Annotated in this window: 22 protein-coding genes; 4 read left to right on the top strand and 18 right to left on the bottom strand. The window is 65.1% G+C overall.

Annotated features, from left to right (window positions below):
- The first annotated feature begins 75 nt into the window (after positions 1-75).
- Positions 76-456, top strand: coding sequence for a DUF4870 domain-containing protein (locus ABB29_RS11505; protein WP_057659128.1), 381 nt, complete (start codon positions 76-78; stop codon positions 454-456).
- 84 nt (positions 457-540) lie between these two features.
- On the opposite strand, the gene ABB29_RS11500 is transcribed toward ABB29_RS11505, so the two are convergent.
- Genes ABB29_RS11500 through tilS form a run of 3 tightly spaced genes read right to left on the bottom strand, consistent with a single transcriptional unit; the run spans position 541 to position 3017 of the window.
- On the bottom strand, positions 541-1422 hold the full coding sequence (locus ABB29_RS11500; RefSeq protein ID WP_057659126.1) for a polyprenyl synthetase family protein: 882 nt from the start codon (positions 1420-1422) through the stop codon (positions 541-543).
- Entirely contained in the window at positions 1412-1672 is a 261-nt protein-coding gene (locus tag ABB29_RS11495; protein WP_057659123.1) for an exodeoxyribonuclease VII small subunit, read from the bottom strand. The genes ABB29_RS11500 and ABB29_RS11495 overlap by 11 nt, the downstream gene beginning before the upstream one ends.
- Positions 1673-1703: 31 nt before the next feature.
- Positions 1704-3017: a tRNA lysidine(34) synthetase TilS gene (tilS, locus tag ABB29_RS11490; protein ID WP_057659121.1), complete on the bottom strand. Its 1314-nt coding sequence runs from the start codon at positions 3015-3017 to the stop codon at positions 1704-1706.
- A 78-nt stretch (positions 3018-3095) separates the two neighbouring features.
- On the opposite strand from tilS, the gene lepB reads away from it, so the two are divergent.
- On the top strand, positions 3096-3659 hold the full coding sequence (lepB, locus tag ABB29_RS11485) for a signal peptidase I (protein ID WP_170185870.1): 564 nt from the start codon (positions 3096-3098) through the stop codon (positions 3657-3659).
- A 49-nt stretch (positions 3660-3708) separates the two neighbouring features.
- Here the strand turns inward: lepB and ABB29_RS11480 are convergent, their stop codons facing one another.
- The 4 genes from ABB29_RS11480 to ABB29_RS11465 form a co-directional block, all read right to left on the bottom strand.
- Positions 3709-4668, bottom strand: a complete 960-nt coding sequence (locus tag ABB29_RS11480; protein WP_057659117.1) for an acetyl-CoA carboxylase carboxyltransferase subunit alpha — start codon at positions 4666-4668, stop codon at positions 3709-3711.
- 88 nt (positions 4669-4756) lie between these two features.
- The gene (gene dnaE, locus ABB29_RS11475; protein ID WP_057659116.1) at positions 4757-8317 is read right to left on the bottom strand and encodes a DNA polymerase III subunit alpha; all 3561 of its coding nucleotides are present in this window, start codon (positions 8315-8317) and stop codon (positions 4757-4759) included.
- Between the two features lie 170 nt (positions 8318-8487).
- Positions 8488-8943 (bottom strand): hypothetical protein, encoded by a 456-nt coding sequence (locus ABB29_RS11470; protein ID WP_057659114.1) that lies wholly within the window; start codon positions 8941-8943, stop codon positions 8488-8490.
- 159 nt (positions 8944-9102) lie between these two features.
- Positions 9103-9750, bottom strand: a complete 648-nt coding sequence (locus tag ABB29_RS11465) for a hypothetical protein (protein ID WP_057659111.1) — start codon at positions 9748-9750, stop codon at positions 9103-9105.
- Between the two features lie 145 nt (positions 9751-9895).
- Here ABB29_RS11465 and ABB29_RS11460 point away from each other — a divergent pair, with 145 nt between their 5' ends.
- Both ABB29_RS11460 and ABB29_RS11455 read left to right on the top strand, forming a co-directional pair.
- The gene (locus tag ABB29_RS11460; protein WP_057659110.1) at positions 9896-12121 is read left to right on the top strand and encodes a winged helix-turn-helix domain-containing protein; all 2226 of its coding nucleotides are present in this window, start codon (positions 9896-9898) and stop codon (positions 12119-12121) included.
- Between the two features lies 1 nt (position 12122).
- Entirely contained in the window at positions 12123-12605 is a 483-nt protein-coding gene (locus ABB29_RS11455) for a hypothetical protein (protein WP_057659108.1), read from the top strand.
- Between the two features lie 9 nt (positions 12606-12614).
- On the opposite strand, the gene rnhB is transcribed toward ABB29_RS11455, so the two are convergent.
- From rnhB to frr, 11 genes are all read right to left on the bottom strand, one after another.
- Positions 12615-13220, bottom strand: coding sequence for a ribonuclease HII (rnhB, locus tag ABB29_RS11450; RefSeq protein WP_083487825.1), 606 nt, complete (start codon positions 13218-13220; stop codon positions 12615-12617).
- A 1-nt stretch (position 13221) separates the two neighbouring features.
- Complete coding sequence (gene lpxB / locus ABB29_RS11445) at positions 13222-14445, bottom strand: lipid-A-disaccharide synthase (protein ID WP_083487823.1); 1224 nt, start codon at positions 14443-14445, stop codon at positions 13222-13224.
- Positions 14442-15230 (bottom strand): acyl-ACP--UDP-N-acetylglucosamine O-acyltransferase, encoded by a 789-nt coding sequence (gene lpxA / locus ABB29_RS11440; protein WP_057659105.1) that lies wholly within the window; start codon positions 15228-15230, stop codon positions 14442-14444. Before lpxA ends, lpxB begins: the two co-directional genes overlap by 4 nt.
- Positions 15227-15691 carry a 3-hydroxyacyl-ACP dehydratase FabZ gene (gene fabZ, locus ABB29_RS11435; protein ID WP_057659102.1) on the bottom strand — a complete coding sequence of 155 codons (465 nt, stop codon included), beginning with the start codon at positions 15689-15691 and terminating at the stop codon, positions 15227-15229. The genes lpxA and fabZ overlap by 4 nt, the downstream gene beginning before the upstream one ends.
- Positions 15691-16710, bottom strand: coding sequence for a UDP-3-O-(3-hydroxymyristoyl)glucosamine N-acyltransferase (gene lpxD / locus ABB29_RS11430; protein ID WP_057659100.1), 1020 nt, complete (start codon positions 16708-16710; stop codon positions 15691-15693). Before lpxD ends, fabZ begins: the two co-directional genes overlap by 1 nt.
- Positions 16711-16851: 141 nt before the next feature.
- Entirely contained in the window at positions 16852-19380 is a 2529-nt protein-coding gene (bamA, locus tag ABB29_RS11425) for an outer membrane protein assembly factor BamA (RefSeq protein ID WP_057659098.1), read from the bottom strand.
- Positions 19381-19487: 107 nt separating this feature from the next.
- Complete coding sequence (rseP, locus tag ABB29_RS11420; protein ID WP_057659096.1) at positions 19488-20849, bottom strand: RIP metalloprotease RseP; 1362 nt, start codon at positions 20847-20849, stop codon at positions 19488-19490.
- Positions 20850-20916: 67 nt separating this feature from the next.
- On the bottom strand, positions 20917-22119 hold the full coding sequence (locus ABB29_RS11415) for a 1-deoxy-D-xylulose-5-phosphate reductoisomerase (RefSeq protein ID WP_057659094.1): 1203 nt from the start codon (positions 22117-22119) through the stop codon (positions 20917-20919).
- A gap of 1 nt (position 22120) precedes the next feature.
- The gene (locus tag ABB29_RS11410; protein ID WP_057659092.1) at positions 22121-22960 is read right to left on the bottom strand and encodes a phosphatidate cytidylyltransferase; all 840 of its coding nucleotides are present in this window, start codon (positions 22958-22960) and stop codon (positions 22121-22123) included.
- Positions 22957-23715, bottom strand: a complete 759-nt coding sequence (gene uppS, locus ABB29_RS11405) for a polyprenyl diphosphate synthase (protein WP_057659089.1) — start codon at positions 23713-23715, stop codon at positions 22957-22959. The genes ABB29_RS11410 and uppS overlap by 4 nt, the downstream gene beginning before the upstream one ends.
- A gap of 8 nt (positions 23716-23723) precedes the next feature.
- Positions 23724-24281: a ribosome recycling factor gene (gene frr, locus ABB29_RS11400; RefSeq protein WP_057659477.1), complete on the bottom strand. Its 558-nt coding sequence runs from the start codon at positions 24279-24281 to the stop codon at positions 23724-23726.
- Between the last annotated feature and the right edge of the window lie 179 nt (positions 24282-24460).

Here is a 24460-nt window from a genome sequence, read left to right as displayed (position 1 = left end):
TGACAGGGGCAATACATCACGACAGTGTTCGCTTCTGCGGGTTATCCAATCATCGGCTTGCAAAAGGGGAAACACATGAGCGAATTCGACAACGTCACCGCACCACCGCCGCCGCCGGCCAGCGGCAATCCGCCGCAGGAAGACCGTACCCTGGCACTGGTCGCGCACCTGCTGGGCATCGCCACGTCCTTTCTCGGCCCGCTGATCATCTGGCTGATCAGCAAGGACAAGCCGAACAGCAGCTTCGCCACTGATCAGGCAAAGGAGGCGTTGAACTTCCAGATCACGCTGCTGATCATCTACGTCATCGGCATCATCCTGTCGGTCATCCTGATCGGTGCGCTGATCAACATGCTGGCCTGGCTGGCATGCCTGGTGCTGTCGATCATTGCCGCGGTCAAGGCCAACGACGGCGTGGCCTATCGTTACCCGTTCGCGCTGCGTCTGATCAAATAGCAGGCATCGGCCACGAGCACGAAAAAATCCCGGCATGTCGCCGGGATTTTTTTTGCGGGCGGCGAATGACGACTGCGAGCGTGATCAGGAGCCGCGGTTGACGGTCAGCCGTGCCAGCTCGGCCAGCGGTTGCCTGCGCCCGCCATCGAACTCGCCGAGGCAATCCTGCATCTGCTGGCCGAGTTCGAGCAGGCGCGCCTTGGCCCCGTCCATGCCCAGCAGCGCCGGGTAGGTCGACTTGGCCTGGGCCACATCCTTGCCCGCGGTCTTGCCCAACTGCTCGGAACTGGCCTCGACATCGAGGATGTCGTCGCGGATCTGGAACGCCAGACCCAGTGCGCGGGCGAATTCATCCAGCTTCGCGCGCAGGGCATCATCAGCTGCTCCGGCGGCCACACCCATGCGTACCGCCGCCAGGATCAAGGCGCCGGTCTTCAGCGCATGCATGTGCTGCAACTGCGCCAGGGTTTGCCGTTGTCCGGTGGCATCGATGTCCAGTGCCTGCCCACCACACATACCGGCGACGCCGCTGGCGCTGGCGAGCTGCTGCAACCACTGCAGGCGCAGTTCGGCGCTGGCCCCGGCCTGCGCGATCAGCTCGAACGCCCGTGTCTGCAAAGCGTCACCGGCGAGAATGGCGGTGGCCTCGTCGAAGGCCACGTGCACGGTCGGACGGCCACGACGCATATCGTCGTCGTCCATCGCCGGCAAATCGTCATGGACCAGCGAATAGGCGTGGATCAGTTCCACCGCGGCGGCGGCGGCATCCACGCCTGATTCTTCCACTCCCAACAGGTGGCCACTGGCGTAGACCAGCAGCGGGCGCATGCGCTTGCCGCCGCCCAGTACCGCGTGGCGCATCGCCGCGTGCAGGCGTCGCGGCGCTTGATCGGCGCTTGGCAATGCCTGCTGCAGGCTGTGTTCGGTACGTGCCGCCCACGCGGCAAACAGCGCCTCAGTCGTCATCGCCGAGCGCGGCGAAGGGCTGCGATTTTTCCGGTTGTTCGGGATCGCTGAGCAGGCGCACGCGCAGCTCGGCCTGTTCCAGCGCGATCTGGCAGCTGCGGTACAGACCGACGCCGCGTTCGTAGGCGGCGAGCGATTCTTCCAGGCTCATGTCGCCGTGTTCCATTTTCTCGACCAGCGCTTCAAGTTCATCCAGCGAGGTTTCGAAATGCGCGACCGGCGAGGGTGCGGGGGGAGTGTTCTTGGCCATGTGACAAGTGTGGGCAGCTGCGCCCGTCAGGTCAACGCGCGGGCGAGGCGGATTCAGACGGCGGTCGCCATTGCAGGCGTGCGCCGGTAGCCAGCAGCCACTTTTCCAGGCTGTCCGCCAGCCAGTGGTCGGCGACGGCCATCAAGGCGCCATCAGGCGCGTACAGCAAAGGCAGTGTCGCCCGCTGCCACGGCGGGATCGCCGACTGCTGCAGCAACTTCTTCAGCGCATGCCGATGGCGGTGGCCAGCCCGCTGGATACGCTCGCCGCCGCGACGTCCGCTGACCCGCGCGACCCACGGCAGCGCCGCTGCACCGAGCAGTTGCAAGACCCCGCCACCCGGCAACGGCAGTGGTGACGCGCCGTCCCAGTCGGCCTGCCAGTCGGGTGGCAGTGGCGATGGCTCGCGACCGGCCCACAGCCGGTCACGCCAGCGGTGCAGGCTGGCATCCTGCCAGCGGAAGCAGGCCTGGGTGTCATGCGAATCGCCAAGCAGATCGCGTTCGACCTGGGTGACGCCGTGCGCCGGCAACGCTGGCAGGCCCAGCCGTTCAATCCACTGCCGCAGCACCCGCGCCCGTCGTGCCGCCGGCCAGGCCAGCAGGGCGGGCACTTGCAGCTGCCGTGGGTCGCTGGTCGCGGCACTTGCGGCGGCCTGGCTGTCCGCCTCCGCCAGCAGTTCCACCGACTGCGCCGTCAGCTGCGCCGCGCGGGCGAACGCCTCGGGCGCATGCGGCCAGCGTTGCTGCAGCAGCGGCATGACCTGGCGACGGAGGAAGTTGCGGTCGTGGTGCTGGTCGAGGTTGCTGGCATCTTCGATCCATTGCAGTCGCTGCTGACCGGCATATGCCAGCAGCTCGGCGCGGGCCACGGCCAGCAGCGGTCGCCAGTGCCAACCGGCCTGCCACGGGCGCCAGTCGCGCATGGCGGCCAGGCCATCCGGTCCGGAAGCACGCAATGCGCGCAGCAGGAAGGTCTCGGCCTGATCGTCCAGATGATGCGCGGTCACCAGCACGTCGCCAGCGCGCATGGACGCGCTGAAGGCGTCATAGCGTGCCTGGCGGGCGGCCGCTTCCAGGCCCTGGCCGGCATCTCTGCGCACGCTCACGGTGCAGGTGACCAGGGGAATACCGAGTGCGGCGCAAGCGTCCTGGCAATGCCGCGCCCAGTCGTCGGCCGCCGGGTTGAGGCCGTGATGGACATGGATCGCACGCAGCCTTGCGCGGTAGCGCGGATCGGCGGCCAGCAGATGCAGCAGCACGCTGGAATCCAGACCGCCGCTGAAGCCCAGCCAGATGCTCGCGTCGGTGACCGACGTCAAGGGGAGGGGAGGCAGGGTGAACATCCGGGCAGTGTAGCCAATGTTGCTGGTTTCGCCGCGCTTGCCGGGCTAGTCTTTTTGTTGACGGCAGGGGAAGACTGCATGCAGCAATGGAAACAACGCTTGAGTCGGGCCGCGCTGCTCGGTTTGATGGCGATCCCGGTTGGGTTGATTGCGATTTATCTGATCAATCCGCGCAATGTTCCAAGTCTGGATCCGCGTCTTCGCATCCTTGGTATCAGCGTTTACCGGATACCTGCAGGTGACATGATGCCGGAATTTGTTGCCAACCAGGTCGTGGTGGTGCGTACTGCCTACAACGACAGGCATGGGCCGCAACGCGGCGATATTGTGGTCTTTCGTGAATCACGGTCCGGCTACGCCTGGATAAAGCGTGTGGTGGGATTACCGGGAGAGCAACTGGAAATCCATCAGGGACAACTGTTGATCGATGGCACAAGGGTCGCCGAGCCATACTTGCTGCCGGCGAACACGCAGACAGACTATTCAACAGAATTCGCCCGCCATGTTGTCGCCGATGGGAGCTACTTCCTGCTGGGAGACAACCGTGATCGCAGCGAAGACAGTCGTATATTCGGCGCCGTTCCGCAGCAGGCAATGATCGCCAAGGTCATTTTCAAACTGGAACCGCACGGCGCGGAGTAAACGCCGGGCAATCCATCCTCGATGACGAGGATGGATTGCTTCCCTCGGTTTACGCCGCCTCGTACGCGCCGTAGCCACGCAGGCGCTCGTAGCGCTTGGCCAACAGCTGGTCGATCGGCAGTTTGTCCAGCGCATCCAGCTCATTGAGCAGCACCGCCTTGAGCCGGGTCGCCATCTGCCGTGGATTGCGATGGGCGCCGCCGGTGGGTTCGCGCACGACCTTGTCGACCAGTCCCAGGCCATGCAGGCGCTTGGCGGTCAGGCCCAGCTGCTCTGCGGCTTCCTTGGCCTTGCCGGCGTCTTTCCACAGGATCGAGGCGCAGCCTTCCGGTGAAATCACCGAGTAGGTGCCGTATTCCAGCATCAGGGTGCGGTCGCCGACCCCGATTGCCAGGGCGCCGCCGGAGCCACCTTCACCGATCACCGTGCAGATCACCGGGATCTTCAGCTCGGCCATTTCCAGCAGGTTGCGGGCGATGGCTTCGGACTGGCCGCGTTCTTCGGCGCCGATACCGGGGTAGGCACCGGGGGTGTCGATGAAAGTCAGCAGCGGCAGCTTGAAGCGCTCGGCCAGTTTCATCAGCCGCAGCGCCTTGCGGTAACCCTCCGGGCGCGGCATGCCGAAGTTGCGGGCAATCTTGCTCTTGGTGTCGCGGCCTTTCTGATGGCCGATGATGACCACGCTGCGCCCGGCGATGCGGCCGAGGCCGCCGACGATGGCCTTGTCATCGGCATAGGCGCGGTCGCCGGCCAGTTCCTGGAACTCGTCGCAGAACACGCGGATGTAGTCCAGCGTGTACGGCCGCGCCGGATGGCGGGCCAGCTGCGAGACCTGCCAAGGGCTGAGGTCACGGAAAATCTGCGCGGTGCGGATGCGCAGCTTGTCGCGCAGGGCGTGCACTTCGGCGTCCACGTTGACCGCCGGGCCGGTGCTGGCAGTGCGCAGTTCCTGGATCTTGGCTTCCAGATCAGCGATGGGCTGTTCGAAATCGAGGTAGTTCGGATTCATCAGTGGGCTGTGGGCCGGAAAGGAACCAGTTTAACTTAGCAGGCTCCACCATACCGAGCCCGATGGAAGCGCCGGTGGTGGTGGCCGCTCAGTTGGTCCACGGCCGGTAGAACGCCGGCTTGACCATGCGGATGCCGGGCAGGGCGCGCAGGGCATCCAGCAGCTGGGTGTCGACCCGGATCGCCTCGCTGCCGTTCAGGTCCAGCATGCCGGCAATGGTGGCATCGTCTTCGCCGGCCATCAGCAGGTCCAGCCGCAGCGGGGTGGCGCCGGGCCGATGCTGCTCCAGCAAGGCCTGCACGCGCTGCCACAGGCCGCGCTCGCGCAGGTCGGCACGTACCGCCAGGCGCTGGGTGTGCTGGGCGCAGATTTGTGCGTAGTCCCAGCATTGGCGGATGCGCAGGCTGAATCCGCCATTGAATTCGTCCTCGCGCAGCCCGCCCTTGACCACCAGGATGCGGTCGCGGGTCAGCAGCGGGCCGAATTCGGCCATCGCATCGGAGAAGGCACTGCATTCGATGCGACCGCGGCCATCCTCCAGCTGTACGAACACCTGGCTGTCACCCTTGCGGCGCACGCCGACCACCTGGCCGGCCACCACCGCGTTGACTTCCGGTCGCCAGCCTTTCTTCTCGCCGGCCGGCTGCGAACTCCAGATCTTCTCCAGGTCCCCCAAATCACTGCCGACCAGCGCGCGCAGGTCGTCGCGATAGGGATCCATCGGATGGCCGCTGAGGTAGTGCCCGAGCGTCTCGCGTTCGCCGGCCAGGACCTGCGCCAGCGGCCATTCGTCGACCTGCGGCAGCACCACTTCCAGCGCCGGCGCGTTGTTGGCGCCGCCGAACAACGAGCTCTGGCCGGCGGCGCGTTCCTTGGCCAGCTGGTCGGTGGCTTTCATCACTTCCGGCAACTGCAGCATCAGCGATGCCCGATTGTTGCCCAGTGCATCCAGCGCGCCAGCGTTGATCAGGGCTTCCAGTGCGCGCCGGTTGAGCTTGGACGAGTCCACCCGCTTGCAGAAGTCGAGGAAATCCCGGAACGGCCCGTTGCTGGCGCGCTCGGCGGCAATCGCCTCGCAGGCGCCCTGGCCGACGCCCTTGATCGCACCCAGGCCGTAGCGGATGGTGCGCGGGTCGGTGGCCTCGAACATGTAGCCGGAATGATCCACTTCCGGTCGCAGTACCTCCAGGCCGAGCCCACGTGCCTCATCCAGGAAACCGACCACCTTGTCGGTGTTGTCCATGTCCGAGGACAGCACCGCGGCCATGAATTCGGCCGGATAGTGGCATTTGAGCCACGCGGTCTGGTAACTGACCAGGGCATAGGCGGCGGCGTGCGACTTGTTGAAACCGTAGCCGGCGAACTTCTCCATCAAATCGAAGATCGCATCGGCCTTGCGTTCATCGACGCCGTCCTTGCCGGCGCCTTCTCGGAAGATCTCGCGGTGCTTGGCCATTTCCGCCGGCACCTTCTTGCCCATCGCGCGACGCAACAGATCCGCGCCGCCGAGCGAGTAGCCGCCGACGATCTGCGCCATCTGCATCACCTGTTCCTGATACACCATGATGCCGTAGGTATCGCGCAGCACCGGCTCGACGCGCGGGTCGGGGTATTCGACGTCCTCGCGGCCATGCTTGCGATCGACGAACGAGGGAATCAGGTCCATCGGTCCGGGACGGTACAACGACACCAGCGCGATCAGGTCTTCGAACCGGTCCGGTTTGGCGTCCTTCAACAGCCGGCGCATGCCCGAGGATTCGAACTGGAACACCGCACCGGTTTCGCCGTTGGCAAACACCTTGTCATAGGTGGCCTTGTCGTCCAGTGGCAGGGTTGCGATATCCAGCGCGGCTTCGCCAGACTCCGCCCGGCGCACGTTGATCGCCTTAACCGCCCAGTCGATGATCGTCAGCGTACGCAGGCCAAGGAAGTCGAACTTGACCAGGCCCACCGCTTCGACGTCGTCCTTGTCGAACTGGGTCACCGGCGATTTGCCGCGGCCACCCTCGTCATGTTCGGCGTACAGCGGGCAGAAGTCGGACAGCGGCGACGGTGCGATGACCACGCCGCCAGCGTGCTTGCCGGCGTTGCGGGTCAGGTCTTCCAGCTGCCGGGCCAGATCAATCAGGTCGCGGACATCGTCTTCGCCATGGTAACGCTCGATCAATTCCTGCGAGGCGGCTTCGCTGTTGCCTTCACCCATCGCGTCCTTCAGTGACACGCCGAGGATGTTGGGGATCAGCTTGGCGACGCCATCGACCAGGCCATACGGATAGCCGAGCACGCGGCCGCTGTCGCGAACCACCGCCTTGGCCGCCATGGTGCCGTAGGTGATGATCTGGCTGACCCGGTCGCGACCGTATTTACGGGCGACGTAGTCGATCACTTCGTCGCGCCGATCCATGCAGAAGTCGATGTCGAAGTCGGGCATCGACACGCGCTCGGGATTGAGGAAGCGCTCGAACAGCAGGTTGTACGGCAGCGGGTCCAGATCGGTGATGTTGAGCGACCATGCCACCAGCGAGCCGGCACCGGAACCACGGCCGGGGCCGACCGGAATGCCGTTGTCCTTGCCCCACTGGATGAAGTCGGCCACGATCAGGAAGTAGCCGGGGAAGCCCATCTTGATGATGGTGTCGAGTTCGAAATCCAGGCGCTGGAGGTAGTCCTCGCGGGTCTTGCCCGGCGCCAGCGGATTCTTTTCAAGCCGTGCCTGCAGACCAGCATGGGCCTGGCTGCGGATCCAGGTGTCGAGGGTTTCCTTGTCCGGCACCGGATAAGCGGGCAGGAAGTAAGTCCCCAGCCGCATCTCGATGTTGCAGCGCTGCGCCAGTGCCACTGTGTTGTCGATGGCATCGGGAATGTCGGCGAACAGTTCGGCCATCTGTTCGGATGACTTCATGTACTGTTCGGCGCTGTAGTCGCGCGGACGCTTGGGATCTTCCAGCACCCGTCCCGAGGAAATGCACACGCGTGCTTCATGCGCATCAAAATCGGTCGGCGCCAGGAAGCGCACGTCATTGCTGGCAATCACCGGCAATCCACGCTTGACCGAGGCATGCAGCGCGAACGCGTTGAAGGCTTCCTCGCCATCGCGCCGGGTGCGGGTCAGCTCCAGGTGCAGGCCATCGTCGAACACCCGTTGCCAATCGGCCAGGTGTTGCTCGGCCAGGTCATGGCGGCCGCTGCCGGCCAGCCGGCCGGCATGGCTGTTGCGGCCCATCAGTGCGAACAGACCGGCATGATCCTGCTGCAGCCATTCGGGCTGGATGGCGACACCGTCGGTGCGGTGGCCTTCCATCCAGGCGCGGGTCAGCAGCCGTGACAGTGACAGGTAGCCTTCATGATCGCGGCACAGCAGGGTGATCGGCCATGGCGATTCATCGCCCTGGGCAACAAACAGGTCGGCGCCGGCAATCGGCTTGATGCCGACGGTTTCGGCGGCCTTGTAGAACTTGACCAGCGCAAACAGGTTGTTGCGATCAGTGACCGCCAGCGCCGGCTGCTGCAGCTCGACCGCGCGGCTGAGCAGGTTGGGCTGCTTGGCTTTCCTGGGATCGGCCTGATCCGGTTTCTCGGGCACGCGGATGATGGAATCCGCCAGCGAGAACTCGGTGTGCAGGTGCAGGTGAACGAAGCGCGGGGACATGCCAATCCGGAAATAATCCCCGCCAGAGTACCGGCCAGGCCGGGGCCGGACAAGGCTTGACAGCGCCGCGGATGGGCCGCCGCGGCAGATAAAAATACGCCGCCCTGGCAGGCGGCGAGAGAGGGTGTTGGCAGCCCGGTGACATCGACCGGTCCTTGGAGTTATGCGGGTCAGTGGATCCGGAACTGATCCGGCGGCGCCAGCACGAAGCTTTCGTCGCGGACATGCCGGTGGTACTCCCGCAGCGCCTGCTCGGCCTGGCGCGCGCGCTGCCAGTGCTGGCGGTCGAAGGGGAAATCCTGTTCGCTGCAGTGGCGCAGGCCGGCTTCCAGCGCACGCAGGCGGCGGAAATCGCGATAGCAGTCCAGTTCGTGCGCCACCGCGGCCAGTGTTTCGGCCTGTATCCCGCGCTGGCTACCGCCGGCCGATGCCCCGCGCAGCAATGCCTGCACGCATTGGCCTACCTGCTCGTTGCATTGCCATTGCTCGTCAGCGGCCATCATCTGCAGCCATTGCCGGCGATCGGCATTGATGGACGAGACCGGAGCCGGGTTGGCATCCAGTGATGGCGGCGGCGCGACCGCTGTGGTTTGAGTCGAATGATGTCTTGATGCATTGCTTGCCATGACACACCTCTCCGGGGGAAGCAGGCGCTGGCGCGCCCGCCATTGCTTGTATGAGCATCCTCACCCAGGGTGGGATGCGGTTCGCCTGCCTGAAGTCGCCATGACCTTGGACAGGGGGTCTGTTCATCCGACCAGCGGTTGGGCCAGCCAGCCACCGGATCAATGGACGCGGAACATCGCGGCACTGGCCGGTGCGTAGCTTGAATCGCGGACCTGCCGCTGTCGTGCCAGCCATTCGGCCTCGATCCGGCGGGCCGCCAGCCAGTCGTGGCGGTCGAAATGCAACGCGTGCTCGTCACAGCCCCGGCTAAGGGCCTGCTGGCGCCGCAGGCGCAGGTAGTCGCGGTAGCTTTCCGCCTCCCGTCCCAGCAACGACCAGGCGGTGTCGATGGCGATGGCATCGTCCAGCCGGCCTACCTGCGGCAACCAGGCCGGCAGCAGCTGTTCGCGGCTGCGCAGGTACTCCAGCAGCTGGCTGGCCACCGGGACCGCGGCCGGCTCGGGTTGCCATTCGTCGTCATTGATCATTCGGGCGACCGTTTCCACCTGGCGAATACGTTGCACGATGCAGGCGGGTGTCTCATTGCTGTCGGTGGCGTCCAGCAACTGACGGGCGGCGGTGACCAGCTGGTCGCAGTCCAGCGGGGCCTGGGTGCGGCCGAGGCGGGCCAGCAGATCGTTGAAATGATCCATCCGCGCATTGGCCAACAGGTACGGGCCGATGCGGCGGCGGCGGTGGAAGCCATCGACGGGCATCTGCTGCAGGATGCCGGGCAACGGCGATTGCGATGGGTTGAGTGCATACATGACGGGCCTCCAGGGAATGGGAGCGCCGGACAAGGGGGTCGGCGCAGCGACAGATTGACTTCAGGCCAACTGCCGGTCATGAGGAGCCGCACCGCGTTTGCCGACCAAACGCGGCGGTTTGTGATGTTTTCATGAGGGATTGCCGATGCAGCCCACCGACAGCGACCGCAGCAGCTCCCCGCCGGCCCCGGCGGCCGCGATGCGGCGGCATTTCCACTTCGACCGGGTGGAGGTGGACGCGGTGGCGCATACCCTGGTTCGTGACGGCCAGGCCGTGGCCCTGGAGCCCAAGGCGTTCGCGGTGTTGCTGGCCCTGCTGCAGCATCCGGGGGAGTTGCTGGAGCGCGATGATCTGCTGGATCGCGTCTGGGGACACCGGCATGTCACCCCCGGAGTGCTGACCAGGGCCATCGCGCAACTGCGGGCGGCCCTGGACGACGATTCGCACCAGCCGCGCTATATCCAGACCCAGCACGGCCTGGGTTATCGCTTCATCGGCCAGTTGCAACCACCGCCCGGGCTTGTCGACGCCGTCGCAGTGCCGCCGCCGGCCGCGCTTCCGGCCGTGGTGACGGCAACGACCAGCATTGGTAGCGCGGCGGCAGCGGGCGATGTTGCCGTGGCCCCGGCGGCGAGCGGAAAGCGCCGCTGGCGCCGCGTGCTGGCGGGTGCTGCCGTCGCCATGCTGCTGGCGCTGGGGCTGCTGATCTGGACACGCGCGCCATGGCGTCAGCCGCCGGCGGGCGCTTCGATTGCGGTCATGCCGTTCGTCAACCTGAGCAGCAATGCCGACGACAACTATTTTGCCGAGGGGCTTGCGGTCGAGATGCATGACGCACTGGCCAGTGTCGAAGGGCTGAAGGTCGCGGCGCGGATGACCGCCGGCGATGCGGGCCTGCATGATCTGGATGCGCGCACATTGGGCCAGACCCTGGGGGTGGCCAACGTGCTGGAAGCCACGGTCCGTCGTGACGGCTCCCGCATCCGCATCAATGCGCGGCTGATCAACAGCCGGACCGGTTATACGGTCTGGAACCAGGCATATGACCAGTCGATGGCCGACGTCTTCGCGACCCAGTCGCGGATCGCCAGCGACGTGGCCACGCAGCTGATGGGGGTGTTGCCCGACGCGGGTGCCGGCCTGCACCAGCGGTTGACGCCGACGCGCGACGTGCGGGCCTACGACGCCTACCTGAGGGGCGTGCAGCAACTGGATCCCCTGGCCGGCCAGGCGCATCCGGAACTGGCAATCAGTTTCTTCAACCAGGCGCTGGCCAGCGACAAGGGCTTCGTACTGGCACAGCTGGGCATCTGCCGCTCGGAGATTTCACGCTTCGATCGCCTGCGCGAAGCGGCGGCCCACGACCGTGCACAACAGGCATGCCAGCAGGCCGGGCGGATGGCACCGGGGCGGGCTGATATCGAACTGGCGATGGGCGACCTGCATCGCATCAACCAATCCTGGCAGCGCGCCATCGCCTCCTATCGCAAGGCCGCCCGCGACCCTGCGCGGCGCGCGGATGCCTTGATTGGCCAGGCGTTGGTGGCGCTGAAGCAGGAGCGCAACACGCAGGCGTTGGACTACTTCGAACAGGCACTGGAACTGCGTCCGGGCGATGCCCGGATCTATGCCCATGTCAGTTACATGAAATACATGCTCGGCGATCTGGATGGCGCGATAGACGCGCAGCGCAAGTCGATACGGCTGGACGCCGGCGACGCCGACAGCTGGGCCAACCTCGGCGGCATGTACCAGCAGAATGGCGACGACACCCTGGCGATGAATGCCTACGGCCAGTCGTTGAAGATCAAGCCCACTTTCACCGTGCTGACCAATCTGGGGGTGATGGAGTTCGATGCCGGTAACTATCCCGGCGCGGTGCAGTTGTACCAGCAGGCGATCCAGCTGGAGAGCGGTGATTTCCTGGTCTGGGGCAACCTGGCCGATGCCTTGCTGGTGCAGCCTGCGCAGCGCGACGCCGCCCTGCTTGCCTACGCCGAAGCCTCGCGGCGAGCCGCCGCCTATCTGCAGAAGGATGACGCCGACGTGATCGCGCAAGCGGCACTTGGCTGGTATCGGGCCATGCTGGGTGATCAGCGGTTGGCGCTGGAGCTGACCCGACGCTCGGCCCGGACCGGCCAGGCCAACGTCGATGTCGCGGTGTTCAACGCCCAGGCCTATCTGGCCCTGGGCCAGGTCCAGGCGGCCAGGCAGCGCATCGCCGATGCGCAACGTGCGGGCCTGAGCGGCAAACGCCTGCGCGCCAATCCGTTGCTCGATGTGCGCACGCCCTATCGTTTTGCCGGCGTCGCCGGCGGCAATGCCCAGGACCCCTGGCTCAACGGAACGAGCACCCATCAGGAGCTATGACATGAATGACTCGCCCGACACCCCCGACCCGACCCCAACCAGCGATGATCCGGACTCCGCGCAGGCGCCACCGGTAGCCTCGTTGATTCATATCGAATTCGTCGATGGTGTACCGCATGCCCATCCACGCGTCGCCATCGTCCATGCCGGTGACACCATCGTCTGGTTCACTGATCCAGACTGCAATGAAGAATTCAGCATCCAGTTGCTCGACGATGCCGGGGCCGCCGACCCGGCGACGAAGAACGTGCTCGGCAGGGAACGTTCTTCGATGGCAGATGCCACCTCGGCGGCGGCACCGATGTTGTCGCGTCCGCGGCAGACTGCGATCCTGCAACTCGGCCTGGAGATGGCGCAGACGAACCAGACCTACATGATGCGCGGGGTATGGCCAAAGGGCGAGGATCCCTTGCCGCCAGGTGGTGGCACGTCGCAGGCCATCATCATCGTCAAGCCACCGCGGATGTCGCTCGACGATGAGTGACGCGGTTGCTCAAAGCGGCGCCAGCATGGCCTCGCGCACCGGTGCGAAACTGCGCCGGTGATGCAGGCACGGGCCATGCTGGCGCAGCGCATCGATATGCGCGGCGGTGGCATAGCCCTTGTGCACGGCAAAGCCGTAATGCGGAAATGTTTCATGCAGGCGTACCATGGCACGGTCGCGCGAGACCTTGGCCAGGATCGAGGCCGCCATGATCGCCGGCTCCAATGCGTCGCCGCCGATCAGCGCCTCCGCCGAGCACGGCATCCGCGGTGGTATGCGGTTGCCGTCGATGCGGGCCAGGTCCGCCAGCGGCCGCAGGGCCAGGACCGCCCGCCGCATGCCCTCCATCGTCGCGTGCAGGATGTTGAGCCGATCAATCTCGTCGACGTCGACGAACTCGACATGCCAGGCAATCGCCCGTTCGATGATCAGCGGGAACAGCGCTTCGCGCTTTTTCTCGGTCAGCTTCTTGGAATCGTCCAGGCCATCGATCGGCCGTGCCGGGTCCAGGATCACCGCGGCCACCGATACCGGCCCGGCCAATGGTCCACGGCCGGCTTCATCAACGCCGGCGATGCGCGAATAACGCGGGGGCGGGAACAATCCGTCGAGCATGTCAGCGGAACCTGGCCGGGTCGACCAGACTGGCGATGACCCGGGCGGCGCTGGCCGAGGCATCCTTGCGCAGGCTTTCGTGCATCTGCAGGTACTTGGGCTGCAGCGCCTGTACCGCTTCAGGGTGCTGCAGCCAGCGCAGGATCTCGGCGGCCAGGTTGTCGGCGCTGCAGTCGTCCTGCATCAGCTCCGGGGCCAGATCTTCGCCAGCCAGCACGTTGGGCAGGGCGTAACGGTCGACCTTGAGCAATCCCAGTGCCTTGACGATGCGGTAGGTCAATGGCGCCACCCGATAGCCAACCACCATCGGTCGCTTGGCCAATGCGGTCTCCAGGGTGGCGGTGCCGGAGGCGAGCAGTACCACGTCGCTGGCATTGAGTGCCTCGCGTGCCTGGCCATGCAGCAAATGGCAATGACGGATCGGAAAACGCCCGCTGGACAGCAGCGCTTGCAATGCCTCGTGACATGCCGGATTGGCCGCCGGGATCACCACCTGCAGCGCCGGGATTCTATCCGCAACCTGGGCGGCTGCCTGCAGGAACGGCTCGGCCAGCCGCGATACCTCACCCATCCGTGAACCGGGCAGCACCGCCAGCACCGGCGCATCGGCCGGCAGTCGCAACGCGGTCCGCGCGGCAGCGCGGTCAACCTGCATCGGCATCGCATCGGCCATCGGATGGCCGACGAATCGCGCATCGACACCGTGCCGCGCATAGATCGCCGGCTCCATCGGGAACAGGCACAACACGCAATCGGCGCTGGCACCGATTTTTTCCGCACGTTTCTCGCGCCAGGCCCAGACCGACGGACTGACGTAATGCACGGTGCGCACGTCGCGCTGCTTCAGCCAGCGTTCGACCCCCAGGTTGAAGTCAGGGGCATCGATGCCGACGAATACATCCGGTTTCCAGTCCAGCACCTGCTGGCGGAACGCCTTGCGCAGCTTGAGCAATCGCGGCAGGTGGCGCAGTACCTCGGTCAGGCCCATGACCGCCAGTTCGCTGCTGTCGAACCAGGCGTCGAAGCCGGCCGCGCGCATCGACGGACCGCCGATACCGGCGAATTCGGCAGCGGGGAACAGCGTCCGCAGTTGTTCGATCAGGCCGGCACCCAACGCATCGCCGGATGCTTCACCGGCCACCAGCGCGATACGCGGTGCCAGCACATGCGTGGCTTCGCTATCGAGGCGCTGGCTGACCGCGCCGGACGCCAGCGCAGTGGTCATCGCAGCAACGGCCGCTGTCCGCCTTCGAGGAAGTCCAGCAGGGCGCGCACGTCATCGCTGGATTGCGCCTGTTCGGCCAGTTGCTGCTTGGCTTCTTCCAGCGGCAGGCCGGCCACGTACAGGGTGCGGTAGGCACGTTTGATCGCGGCGATGCGGTCGGCATCAAAACCACGCCGCTTGAGGCCTTCGCTGTTGATGCCACGCGGACGCCCCTGCGAGTTGCCGCCGACCATGGTGTAGGGCGGCACGTCGCCACCGCACAATGCGCCCATGCCGATGAAGGCATGCGCACCGATCCGGCAGAACTGGTGGGAACCGGCAAAGCCGCTGATGATCACCCAGTCATCGACCAGCACGTGGCCGGCCAGGGTGGTGTTGTTGGAAAACACGCAGTGATTGCCAACGATGCAGTCATGAGCGACGTGGGTATAGGCCAGCATCAGGTTGTCGTTGCCGATCCGGGTCACGCCGCCGCCGTCACCGGTGCCACGGTTGAGGGTGACGAACTCACGGAACACGTTGCGATCGCCGATGATCAGCTCGGTGCGCTCGCCCTTGAACTTCTTGTCCTGCGGGTCGCCACCGACCGCGACGTGGCCGATGAAGTGGTTGTCCTCGCCAATGCGGGTCGGCCCGGTGATGCTGCAATGGGCGCCGACAATCGTGCGCGCGCCGATTTCCACATCGGCGCCGATGACCACGAACGGACCTACCTGCACACCCTCGGCCAGCTTTGCGCCAGGGTCGACGACCGCGCTGGGATGAACGAGCGCGGCGCTGTTCACGGCGTGTCCTTGACGGTTTCGGCGCACAGCACGTCGGCCGAGGCCACTTCCTTGCCATCGACCGTGGCGCGGCAGGCGTACAGGGTCATGTTGCGGATCACCCGCTTGATTTCAGAATGCAGTTCCAGCCGGTCACCGGGCACGACCATGCGCGAGAAGCGCACGTTGTCGACCTTGACCAGATAGAACAGGCGATCGCCACCGCACAGCCCGCGCGATACCTGGGTCAGGATGCCACCGGCCTGTGCCATCGCCTCGACCACCAGCACGCCCGGCATCACCGGCTTGTCGGGGAAATGGCCGAGGAAGAAGTGTTCGTTGATGCTGACGTTCTTGTAGGCCAGGATGCGCTTGTGCGGTTCCAGTTCGACCACCCGATCCACCAGCAGGAACGGATAGCGGTGTGGCAGCAGCTTCTGGATTTCAGCGATTTCCAACGGCAGTTTTACTTCACAGGTCATCATGATTCCTTGTCGGCCGCCTTGATGCGGCGCGCGAGTACGTCGAGTTGCTTGAACCGGGCGGCATTTTTGCGCCAGGTCTTGTTGTCGGTGAGCGGCGTGCCCGACGAGTATTCGCCGGGCTCGTGGATGCTGCTGGTGACCAGTGACATCGCGGTGATCATCACCTTGTCGCAGATTTCCAGATGGCCAAGTACGCCGGCGGCGCCCCCAATCAGGCAGTAGCGGCCAATCCGCGCGCTGCCGGCGGCGGCGCTGCAGCCTGCCATCGCGGTATGCGCGCCGATATGCACGTTGTGGCCAATCTGGATCTGGTTGTCCAGGCGCACGTCTTCTTCCAGCACGGTGTCGTCCAGGGCGCCACGGTCGATGCAGGTGTTGGCGCCGATTTCGCAGTCGTCGCCGATGTTGACGCCACCCAGTTGCGGGACCTTGATCCAGCGGCCGGCATCCATCGCCAGGCCAAATCCGTCCGCGCCCAGCACCGCACCCGGATGGATGCGCACGCGCTTGCCAAGCCGGACCCGGGTGACCAGGGTGACCCGCGCAATCAGCTCGCTGCCATCGCCAACCTCGCAGTCCTGGCCAATGACGCAACCGGGGCCGATCACGCAGCCCTCGCCAATGCTGGAACCGGCACCGATGCTGACGAATGGACCGATGCTGGCCGAGGTTGCAATGCGTGCACTCGGATCGATGACCGCGCTGGGATGCACGCCGGGGCTCGCCTGTACGGCGGGGTCGAACAATGCCGCAATCCTGGCGAAGGCGGTGTAGGGATCCTTGGCGATCAGTGCCGTGGCCGGCGCGGCATCGGCATCCTCCTCACGCAGCACCACGATGCCGGCACCACTGGAGGCGAGCTGGTTGCGGTAGCGGGAGTTGGCCAGGAATGCCAGTTGCTCGCTGCCCGCGCGTGCCAGCGTGGCCACGCCGCTGACGCGGGCATCGGCATCACCGTGCACGGACAGGCCGAACTGTTCTGCCAGCGTGGCAGCGGTAAACGAAGGGGAAGTCATGGGGCGTAAGTGTAACCCCAGATGGCGTGATCCTGACCCGCCGGCAGCGGCGGGCCCGTGCTTCAAACAGAACGCCGAACCATACGCCAGGTTATGGTTCGGCGGGTCTGCCGGCGGTTGTTCCGCAGTAACGGATACGGCTTAGAAGGCACCGCCGAAGGTGAACTGCAGACGCTCGATTTCATCGCCATCTTCCTTGCGCAGGGGCAGGGCATAGCTGATCGAAATCGGACCCACCGGGGCACGCCAGAGCAGGGCGACACCGGCCGAGGCACGCAGCTCGGAAGTTTCGAAATTGTCGATGCCGTCGAACACGTTGCCGAAGTCGACGAAGGTCGAGATGCGCGCGGCATTGGAATCGAACAGGCGCGGGAAATACATTTCCAGCGAACCGGTGGTCTTCAGCGAACCACCCAGCGGCTGGCCGCGATAGTTGAAGTCGAAGTCGTCCGAACGCGGGCCGAGGGTGTTGTCGCGGAAACCACGCACCGAGCGGGTACCACCGGCGTAGAAGTTCTCGAAGAACGGCAGGCCACTTGCGGTAACGGTCTTGTCGTAATCGGGCGAGTCGACCAGGCACGGCATGCTCGGATCCGGCTGTACGATCACGCCGGGCGTTTTTGGATCGTTGTCATCATCGACCAGTGTTGGCGCGGTATAGCAGATGTTGCGGCTGACATCGTCGCCGTAACTGTCACCATAGCCGATCTCGGCACGGGTATTGAGCACGAACCACGGGCTCAGCGGCCAGTACTTGGAGAATTCGTAATTGAGCTTGTAGTACTCGACGGTCGAACCCGGCAGCGCCAGTTCCGCCGACACGCGCTGGTAGGTACCGGCGGTCGGCATGAAGTAATCGTTGCGGGTGTCGCGTGCCCAGCCCAGTTCGGTGCGCCAGGCATGGAAGGTGTATGAGCCGACCGCGTTGAGGTAGTCGATGATCGACTGCGGTGTGCTTGGATACGGCTGGATCTGGTTGGAGTCGATGCCGAACAGCAGCGAGACGCTGTCGGTTTCGCTGATCGGCAGGCCCAGTACCGCCTGCGCCGCAGCGTTGGTGGTGGAGTAGGACGCGGTGTTGAAGTCGGAATAATCGAATTCACGCCACCACAGGTTGTAGCCCAGCGACATGCCTTCGTCGGTGAAGAACGGATTCAGGAACGAGAACGAATAGCGCTGCAGATAATCGCTGCGCTGGGCTTCGACCGAGACCCGGTTGCCGCCGCCGAGGAAGTTGTTCTGCGACAGCTGCACGCTGGTGGTCAGGCCCGACAGCTGCGAATAGCCCAGGCCGAACACGAAGCTGCCGGAGGTGGTTTCCTTGACGTTGTAGACCACGTCGACCTGGTCACTGCTGCCGGGTACCGCCGGGGTTTCGACATCCACGGTTTCGAAGTAGCCCAGGCGCTGCAGGCGGATCTTGGAACGGTCGATCGCCGCCTGCGAATACCAGGCGCTTTCGAACTGGCGCATTTCACGGCGCAGCACTTCGTCGGAGGTGCGGGTATTGCCCTTGAAGATGATCCGGCGGACGTTGACGCGCGGCCCCGGCACCACCTGGAAATTGATGCCGACGGTACGCTTTTCGCGGTCGATGGTCGGGATCGGATTGACCTGCGCGAATGCGTAGCCGATGTTGCTGAGGGTAGCGGTGATCGAGTCCGAGGAAATCTCCAGCAGGCGACGCGAGAAAATCTGGTCCGGCTTGACGATGACCAGCTTCTCGACGTTTTCCAGCGGCAGCACGGTATCGCCGCTGACCTTGACGTCGGAAATCTTGTACTGCTCGCCTTCGCTGATGCCGGCGGTGATGAACATGTCCTGCTTGTCACCGCTGATCGCGACCTGGGTCGAGTCCATGTTGAAGTCGACGTAACCGCGGTCCAGGTACCAGGAGTTGAGCTTTTCCATGTCGCCGGAGAGCTTTTCCTTGGAGTACTGGTCGTCGCGGCGATACCAGGACAGCCAGTTGTGCTCGCGCGATTCCCAGCCGGCCATGATGTCTTCGTTGTCGAACTTCTCCGCGCCAATCAGGTTGACGTGGCGGATCTTGGCGGCCTTGCCTTCCTTGATCGCGATGGTCACGTCGACCCGGTTGCGGTCCAGCTGGCTGACCGTCGGCTTGATGTCGACGTTGTACTTGCCGCGGTTGTTGTACTGGCGGGTCAGCTCCTGGGTGACGCGGTCGAGGCTGAGGCGGTCGAAGGTCTCGCCTTCGGACAAGCCGATGTCCTTCAGGCCCTGCAGCAGCTGTTCGCTCTTGATGTCCTTGTTGCCGGTCACGGTCAGCTTGTTGATGGCCGGTCGCTCGGCCACCGTCACCACCAGGATGTCGCCCTGGCGATCCAGGCGTACGTCCTGGAAGAAGCCGGTCTTGTACAGGGCGCGCAGCGCTTCACTGGTGTTGGTATGAGTGACCGTGTCGCCGCGCTCGATCGGCAGGTAGGTCAGCACGGTACCGACCGAGATGCGCTGCAGGCCATCGATACGGATGTCGCTGGCGACAAAGCTGTCGGTGCTCAGCGGAGTCGAGGCCCGCTCGGGGCTCTGCGGGGCGGGTGCATTGAAGCCGGGGATGGTCCCGGGCTCCGTCGTCTGCGACCAGGCGGGGGCCGAAAGGGCCGAGGCCATGGCGAGGGCAAGCAGGCGGCGGGAGGGCAGTCGCGTCATCTTTACATCCGATTGTTGGCCTGCCCTGATTGGGGGCTGGGACCGGGTTGGGGCTGTCGGGCACCTGGCAGGCTTTGAGCAGACCAGCGAAAAAAAGTTCAGGGTCATCAAGTCACCAAGCGCAGGATGTCGTTGTAAAACGCCAATCCCATCAATCCCGCCAGCATCGCCAAGCCTACGTATTGCCCGGCGGCCATGCTGCGTTCGCTCAGCGGACTCCCTTTGACCAACTCTATAAGGTAATACAGCAAGTGTCCGCCGTCCAAGACGGGAATCGGCAGCAGGTTGATGATCGCCAGGCTCAGCGACACCAGGGCGAGGAAAAACAGGAACCAGGCCACGCCACGCTTGGCGGTGGCATTGGCGACCTGGGCGATGGTGATCGGGCCGGAGACGTTCTTGACCGAGGCATGGCCGGTGAACATGCGCCGGATCATGCCCAGCGAATCGGCGGTCATGCGTGCGGTCTCGCGCAACGCCATCGGCACCGCTGCCACCGGACCATAGCGCTGCAGCGCATCGTAGGGCGCCGCGCTGATCTCCGTGGGCGGTGCGACGCCGAGTGCGTAGTAAGCCGCGCCGCCAGCCGGAGGCCGTGTCAGGCGCGGGGTGATTTCCAGCGCCAGGCGGGCGCCCTGGCGGTCGACCTCGACCATGGCCGCGCCGCCGCGCTTGCCCAGCGCCTGCACCTCGGGACCAATTTCGTTGAAAAATGCCACCGGCTTGCCGTCGATTGCGGTGATGACATCGCCCGGCAGGATCTGGCCATCGGCCGCCGAACCGGCCGGCACCGCCCCGACCTTGGCTGGCAGCATCTGGTGCAACCAGCTCAGACCGGCCTGGCCACCGACATTTTCCTGATTGAAGCCGGCGGGCAATTGTGACAATGGCAAGGTTCGACTGACATGGCTGCCGCGTGCGGTGCTGACCTCGACGCTGGCGTCATGACCGTCCATGGCCGCGGTGGTCAGCATCTGGATGGCTTCCATCCAGGTCCGGATCTCACGTTCGTCGATACGGTCGATGCGATCCCCGGTCTGGAAGCCGGCCTGCGCGGCCAGTCCGCTGACCTGGCCCAGGGTCGCCGAATAATCCGGCCGGCCAATCACGAACATCGCCCACAGCAGCGCGACACACAGCAGCAGGTTGGCAATCGGGCCGGCAGCGACGATGGCGATGCGCTGGAGCACGGACTTGCGATTGAACGCCTGATCCAACTGCCCAGCGGGCACGTTGCCCTCGGCCTCGTCCAGCATCTTGACGTAGCCGCCCAGCGGAATCGCGGCTATCGCGAACTCGGTACCGTGGCGATCGCGACGCGACCATAGCGGCTTGCCGAAACCGACCGAGAAGCGCAGTACCTTGACCCCGCACCGGCGTGCGACCCAGAAATGACCGAATTCGTGGAAGGTGACCAGCACGCCCAACGCCACGATCATCCACCAGATGGAGCCGAGTATCTCGGTCATGCGCGCGCCACCATCGCCGGGCCGGGCCCGGCGTGCGCGTCAATGGCGTGATTGGCGGTGAAAGCGTTCATGCACGGATGGCGTGGCCTGCGATGGCATTGCGGGTGAGGGAACGGGCCTGCGCATCCACCTCCAGCAACGCCTCCAGTGAGTCGGCAGGCGCGGCAGGCAGCGCGGAGAGTGTGCTTTCCACCAGCGCAGGAATCGATAGGAAACCGATTTTGCCCTGAAGAAAGGCTGAAACGGCAATCTCGTTGGCGGCGTTGAGGACTGCTGGCGCGGTGCCGCCGCTCTCCAGCGCCGACCATGCCAGCCGCAGGCAGGGGAAGGCATCGGTATCCGGCGCCTCGAATTCAAGCCGGCCATGTTGCAGCAGATCCAGCCCGGCAACCCCGGAGTCGATGCGCTGTGGCCAGCCCAGGCCGACCGCCAGCGAGGTGCGCATGTCCGGCAACCCCATCTGGGCCAGGGTCGAGCCGTCGACGAACTCGACCAGCGAGTGCACCAGGCTCTGCGGATGCACCAGCACGTCCAGCTTTGCACGCGGCAGGTCGAACAGATGGTGGGCTTCGATCAGCTCCAGTCCCTTGTTCATCAGGGTCGCCGAGTCGACCGAAATCTTGGGGCCCATCGACCACTTGGGATGGGCGACCGCCTGCTGCACGGTGACATCGGCCAGTTGCGCGCGGCTGCGCCCACGGAACGGACCGCCGGAGGCGGTCAACAGCACGCGGCGGACATCGCCCTGAGTCTGGCGTGAACGCAGGCACTGGAAGATGGCGTTGTGTTCGCTGTCGATAGGGATTATTTCCGCATTCGACCGGTTGGCCGCTGCCATCAGCAGGTCGCCGGCCAACACCAGTGATTCCTTGTTGGCCAGCAACAAACGCTTGCCGGCGCGGGCCGCTGCCAGCGTCGATGGCAGCCCGGCGGCGCCGACAATCGCGGCCACCACGGTGTCGCAGGCATCGCTGGCGACCAGTGCGTCGAGTGCATGGCCACCGGCGTGGGCCTGGGTTTTCAGCCCGGCCTGGTGCAGACCGTCACGCAGACGCGCGTGGCTGCCGGGGTCGGCAATGACCGCGTGATCCGGCTGATGGGTGCGGCACAGCGCGATCAGCGCGTCGACATTACTGCCGGCGGCCAGCACGCTGGCGCGCAGCCGTTGCCGGTGGCGGGCGATGACATCCAGTGCCGAAGCACCGATGGAGCCGGTAGCGCCCAACACGGCCACCTGCCGTCGAGATTCATGGGGATGCACAACGGACATGTCAGAAGCCGAAGATTTCCTTGCCCAGGGCAAAGATCGGCAGCGCCGCCAGGACCCCGTCGATGCGGTCCAGGATGCCGCCATGGCCGGGGATCAGGTTGCCCGAATCCTTGGCGCCGACATGCCGCTTGATCAGGCTTTCGAACAGATCGCCGACCACCGAGGCCAGCACGGTGAACGCCGCGACCAGCAATACGCCGGGCAACTGCGCCGTTCCACTGCCGGCGAAATAGGTGCCTGCCACCGCGACCAGCAAACCGGCCAGCAGTCCACCGAGCAGGCCTTCGATGGTCTTGTTGGGGCTGATCCGCGGCGCCAGTTTATGGCGGCCGAAGGTACGGCCAGCGAAATAGGCGCCACTGTCGGCGGCCCAGACGATCGCCAGTGCGACGAACAGCCAGCGGTGGCCGTTGTCGGGGCTGGCATGGATCAGGCACAGCGCCGCCCAGGCCGGGACGATGGCCAATGTGCCGGCCATCAACTTGAAGACCCGTGCGTAGGTCTGGTGGTCGGAGCCGAAATGGAAGTAACGCAGCCACAGCAGCGCCAGCAGCCACCAGACGACACCGATCAGGGTAACGATCTGGAACAGCACCATCGATCCGGCCGATGCCCATACCAGCAGGACCATCAGCAACAGGTTGCTGGTCAGCAACACGGTGCGCGGCAGGGTGTCGTCGATTTCGGCCAGCTTCAGCCATTCCCACAGCCCGGTCAGGAACACGACCGCGGCCAGTGCCGCCAGCCAAGGGGTCGGCAACAACAGGATGGCCGCAATGGCGGCCGGCGCCATGATCAGTGCGGCGATGACGCGGACTTGGGTGCCGCCTGGCTTGCTCATGCGGGTGAATTCTCCACGGCGCCCGGATTGACCTGGGCGCTGGTCAGGCCGAAGCGGCGTTCGCGCCCGGCGTAATCGTCAATGGCCTTCTGCAACGCGTCAACGTCCAGATCAGGCCATAGCAGTTCGGTGAACCAGAGTTCGGTATAGGCCAGTTGCCACAGCAGGAAGTTGCTGATGCGGTGGTCACCGCCAGTGCGGATGAACAGATCCGGCGCCGGCAGGTCGGCCAGCGACATGCGTGCCGCCAGCGCGTGCTCGTCGATGGCCTCCGGCTGCAGCTTGCCGTTGGCGACATCGGTCGCCAGCGAACGAGCGGCATCGGCGATGTCCTGGCGGCCGCCGTAGCTGGCCGCGATGACCAGTTGCAGCCTGCGGTTGCCGGCGGTGAGCTGTTCGGCATGGGCCATGCGTGCGCGCAGGCTTTCGGAAAAGCGCTCGCGCTGGCCGATGAAACGGATCCGCACGCCGCGTCGGTGCAGTTCGTCGACTTCACGGTCCAGTGCGTTGAGGAACAACTTCATCAACGCGCCGACCTCGTCCTGCGGCCGTCCCCAGTTCTCGCTGGAGAAGGCGAACAAGGTCAGCGCGCCAATGCCTTTTTCGAGGCAGAAGTCGATGCACACGTTGACCGCCCGTGCACCGGCACGGTGGCCGATGGCGCGGGGTCGTTTGCGGCGCTGCGCCCAGCGTCCATTGCCGTCCATGATGACGGCCAGGTGGCGGGGAACGGCAGGCGTGGTGTCGGCGGACATGGCAGTCCTCAGACCGCCATCAATTCCTGTTCCTTGGCCTTGACCACTTCATCGACGTCCTTGATCGACTTGTCGGTCAGCTTCTGGATCTCGTCGGCCGCCTGGCGCTCGTCGTCTTCGGTGATCTGCTTTTCCTTCAGCAGATCCTTGACCTGCTGGTTGGCGTCGCGGCGGATGTTGCGGATCGCGACCTTCGCATTCTCGCCTTCGCCATGGACGTGCTTGGAAAGTTCCTTGCGACGTTCCTCGGTCAGGGCGGGGATGTTGATGCGGATGGTGGTGCCGGCGGTATTCGGGGTCAGGCCCAGGTCGGAGGAGATGATGGCCTTCTCCACTGCGGCGACCATCGGCTTTTCCCAGGGAGTGATGGTCAACGAACGGGCGTCGCTGACCACCACGCTGGCGACCTGCGACAACGGCATGTCCGAACCGTAGTAATTGACCTTCAGGTGTTCGACCAGCGCAGTGCTGGCGCGGCCGGTGCGGACCTTGGTCAGGTCCTGGCGCAAGGCCTCAATGCTCTTGTTCATGCGCATCTGCGCGTCTTTCTTGATCTCGTTGAGCATCACGGGTTCCATGGCAAATCGTAGATCCCCGATTATAGGGGCAAGCGGGCGATCTTGAGCGGCTCAGGCCTGTTTGCGGCCGGCCAGGTGATGGTTGCGCTGCCGGACAGCACCAACCGGCTTGCCCTTGCGGGCCGCGGCGGCGGCGCTCCAACGCGCTATCGAGCATTGAAGGGGCC

It is taken from the genome of Pseudoxanthomonas dokdonensis, from assembly GCF_001431405.1.
GTDB lineage: Bacteria > Pseudomonadota > Gammaproteobacteria > Xanthomonadales > Xanthomonadaceae > Pseudoxanthomonas_A > Pseudoxanthomonas_A dokdonensis.
This window is presented reverse-complemented; position numbering and strand designations above follow the sequence as displayed.

Coding starts and splice junctions, on each gene's coding strand:
- fabZ (WP_057659102.1), bottom strand. CDS start 15,691: ATGACCTGTGAAGTAAAACTGCCGTTGGAAATCGCTGAAATCCAGAAG.
- ABB29_RS11495 (WP_057659123.1), bottom strand. CDS start 1,672: ATGGCCAAGAACACTCCCCCCGCACCCTCGCCGGTCGCGCATTTCGAA.
- ABB29_RS11465 (WP_057659111.1), bottom strand. CDS start 9,750: ATGTATGCACTCAACCCATCGCAATCGCCGTTGCCCGGCATCCTGCAG.
- frr (WP_057659477.1), bottom strand. CDS start 24,281: ATGCTCAACGAGATCAAGAAAGACGCGCAGATGCGCATGAACAAGAGC.
- rnhB (WP_083487825.1), bottom strand. CDS start 13,220: ATGCTCGACGGATTGTTCCCGCCCCCGCGTTATTCGCGCATCGCCGGC.
- ABB29_RS11455 (WP_057659108.1), top strand. CDS start 12,123: ATGAATGACTCGCCCGACACCCCCGACCCGACCCCAACCAGCGATGAT.
- lpxD (WP_057659100.1), bottom strand. CDS start 16,710: ATGACTTCCCCTTCGTTTACCGCTGCCACGCTGGCAGAACAGTTCGGC.
- lepB (WP_170185870.1), top strand. CDS start 3,096: ATGCAGCAATGGAAACAACGCTTGAGTCGGGCCGCGCTGCTCGGTTTG.
- dnaE (WP_057659116.1), bottom strand. CDS start 8,317: ATGTCCCCGCGCTTCGTTCACCTGCACCTGCACACCGAGTTCTCGCTG.
- ABB29_RS11460 (WP_057659110.1), top strand. CDS start 9,896: ATGCAGCCCACCGACAGCGACCGCAGCAGCTCCCCGCCGGCCCCGGCG.
- uppS (WP_057659089.1), bottom strand. CDS start 23,715: ATGTCCGCCGACACCACGCCTGCCGTTCCCCGCCACCTGGCCGTCATC.
- rseP (WP_057659096.1), bottom strand. CDS start 20,849: ATGACCGAGATACTCGGCTCCATCTGGTGGATGATCGTGGCGTTGGGC.
- ABB29_RS11410 (WP_057659092.1), bottom strand. CDS start 22,960: ATGAGCAAGCCAGGCGGCACCCAAGTCCGCGTCATCGCCGCACTGATC.
- ABB29_RS11505 (WP_057659128.1), top strand. CDS start 76: ATGAGCGAATTCGACAACGTCACCGCACCACCGCCGCCGCCGGCCAGC.
- ABB29_RS11500 (WP_057659126.1), bottom strand. CDS start 1,422: ATGACGACTGAGGCGCTGTTTGCCGCGTGGGCGGCACGTACCGAACAC.
- tilS (WP_057659121.1), bottom strand. CDS start 3,017: ATGTTCACCCTGCCTCCCCTCCCCTTGACGTCGGTCACCGACGCGAGC.
- ABB29_RS11480 (WP_057659117.1), bottom strand. CDS start 4,668: ATGAATCCGAACTACCTCGATTTCGAACAGCCCATCGCTGATCTGGAA.
- lpxB (WP_083487823.1), bottom strand. CDS start 14,445: ATGACCACTGCGCTGGCGTCCGGCGCGGTCAGCCAGCGCCTCGATAGC.
- ABB29_RS11415 (WP_057659094.1), bottom strand. CDS start 22,119: ATGTCCGTTGTGCATCCCCATGAATCTCGACGGCAGGTGGCCGTGTTG.
- ABB29_RS11470 (WP_057659114.1), bottom strand. CDS start 8,943: ATGGCAAGCAATGCATCAAGACATCATTCGACTCAAACCACAGCGGTC.
- bamA (WP_057659098.1), bottom strand. CDS start 19,380: ATGACGCGACTGCCCTCCCGCCGCCTGCTTGCCCTCGCCATGGCCTCG.